The organism is Streptomyces sp. FH025 (assembly GCF_017427025.1).
Taxonomy (GTDB): Bacteria; Actinomycetota; Actinomycetes; order Streptomycetales; family Streptomycetaceae; genus Kitasatospora.
Map to the genome: position 1 here is coordinate 1 of NZ_JAFLNG010000933.1, position 2,442 is coordinate 2,442.

At 73.1% G+C, this 2,442-nt stretch carries 1 protein-coding gene; it reads left to right on the plus strand.

The features are described 5' to 3' along the window. Window positions 1-43: 43 nt before the first annotated feature. A complete protein-coding gene (locus J0670_RS35830) occupies window positions 44-2,329 on the plus strand; it encodes an FdhF/YdeP family oxidoreductase (RefSeq protein WP_207816813.1) in 2,286 nt (761 codons plus the stop codon). The last annotated feature ends 113 nt before the right edge of the window (window positions 2,330-2,442 follow it).

The window sequence follows — 2,442 nt, forward strand, 5'->3', positions numbered from 1 at the left end:
TAACGGTGCGGCGGCTCGGACCGCAGAGCCGAGGAGCGCAGTCATGGCCAAGCAGGCCCCGCAGAGCGATCCGGCGCAGGACGCCCCCGAGGTGTCCGCGCCCCAGCACGCGGCCGCCGGCCTGCCCGCCGTCGGCCACAGCCTGCGCATGGCCACCGAGCAGATGGGCGCCCGCCGCACCCTCGCCACCCTGCTCAAGGTCAACCAGCCGAACGGCTTCGACTGCCCCGGCTGCGCCTGGCCGGAGCCGGACAAGCCGCACACCGCGGAGTTCTGCGAGAACGGCGCCAAGGCCGTCGCCGAGGAGGCCACCGAGCGCCGGATACGCGCCGAGTTCTTCGCCGCCCACCCCGTCGCCGAACTGGCCGAGCGCTCCGGCTACTGGCTCGGCCAGCAGGGCCGGCTCACCCAGCCGATGCTGCTCGACGAGGGCGCCACCCACTACCGGCCGGTCTCCTGGGACGACGCCTTCGCGCTGGTCGCCGAGGAGCTGCGGGCCCTGGACACCCCGGACGGCGCCGCCTTCTACACCTCCGGCCGGACCAGCAACGAGGCCGCCTTCGCGTACCAGCTGTTCGCCCGCCGGCTGGGCACCAACAACCTGCCGGACTGCTCCAACATGTGCCACGAGTCCTCCGGCTCGGCACTCACCGAGACGCTCGGCGTCGGCAAGGGCAGCGTCAGCCTCAAGGACCTCTACCAGGCCGACCTGATCATCGTGGCCGGCCAGAACCCGGGCACCAACCACCCCCGGATGCTCTCCGCCCTGGAGCGCGCCAAGCGGGCCGGCGCCACCATCGTCAGCGTCAACCCGCTGCCGGAGGCCGGCCTGGAGCGGTTCAAGAACCCGCAGCAGGCCCGCGGCCTGGTCGGCCACGGCACCAAGCTGACCGACCTCTTCCTCCAGATCCGCCTCGGCGGGGACCTCGCGCTGTTCCGCGCGCTCAACCGGATCGTCCTGGAGAAGGACGGGGTCGACCGCGCCTTCGTCGCCGAACACTGCCACGGTTTCGAGGAGTTCGAGGCGCAGGCGCTCGACACCGACCGGGGCGAGGTGCTCGCCGCGACCGGCCTGCCCTGGGAGCAGATCGAGGAGCTCGGCCGGCTGGTGCTGTCCTCGAAGCGGATCATCGTCTGCTGGGCGATGGGCCTCACCCAGCACAAGCACTCGGTGCCGACCATCCGCGAGGTGGTCAACTTCCTGCTGCTGCGCGGCAACGTCGGCCGCCCCGGCGCCGGGGTCTGCCCGGTGCGCGGGCACAGCAACGTCCAGGGCGACCGCACCATGGGCATCTTCGAGCGGCCGAGCACGGCCTTCCTGGACGCGCTGGGCGAGGAGTTCGGCTTCGAGCCGCCGCGCGAGCACGGCCACGACTCGGTGGACACCATCCGCGCGATGCGGGACGGCCGGGTCAAGGTGTTCTTCGCGATGGGCGGCAACTTCGTCGCGGCCACCCCGGACACCGAGGTCACCGAGGCCGCGATGCGGCGCTGCCGGCTGACCGTCCACGTCTCCACCAAGCTCAACCGCTCGCACGTGGTCACCGGCGCCCGCGCCCTGATCCTGCCCACCCTCGGCCGCACCGACCGGGACGTCACCGGCTCCGGCGCCCAGTTCGTCACGGTCGAGGACTCGATGGGCCAGGTCCACGCCTCCCGCGGCGGCCTGCGCCCGCCCGCACCCGGCCTGCTCTCCGAGACCGCGATCATCTGCCGCCTCGCCCGTACCGTCCTCGGGCCGCAGGACACCGTGCCGTGGGAGGAGTTCGCGGCGGACTACGACACCCTGCGCGAGCGGATCGCCCGGGTGATCCCGGGCTTCGAGGACTACAACGAGAAGGTCCGCCGCCCCGGCGGCTTCACCCTCCCGCACGGCCCGCGCGACTCCCGCACCTTCCCCACCGCCACCGGCCTGGCCAACTTCACCGTCAACCCGCTGACCGCCCCCGAGGTCCCGCCGGGCCGCCTGCTGCTCCAGACCCTGCGCTCCCACGACCAGTACAACACCACGATCTACGGCCTCGACGACCGCTACCGCGGCATCAAGGGCGGCCGCCGCGTGGTCCTGGTCAACCCGGCCGACGCCGCCGAACTCGGCCTCGTCGAGGGCCGGTACGTCGACCTGGTCAGCGAGTGGAAGGACGGCGTCGAGCGCCGCGCCCCGCACTTCCGGGTGGTCCACTACCCCGTCGCCCGGGGCGGCGCCGCGGCCTACTACCCCGAGACCAACGTCCTGGTCCCGCTGGACTCGACCGCCGACATCAGCAACACCCCGACCTCCAAGGCGGTGCTCATCCGCTTCGAGCCCGACAGCGGCGCGGCGGAGTAAGCGTGCGAAGAGGCCGCCCGGCGTCGACGACGCCGGGCGGCCTCCGGGTGACCGGTGCGTCCGACTCAGTGCGTCGGGGTGCCCAGCGGCAGCGTCGCCGTGGCGGTGCCCGG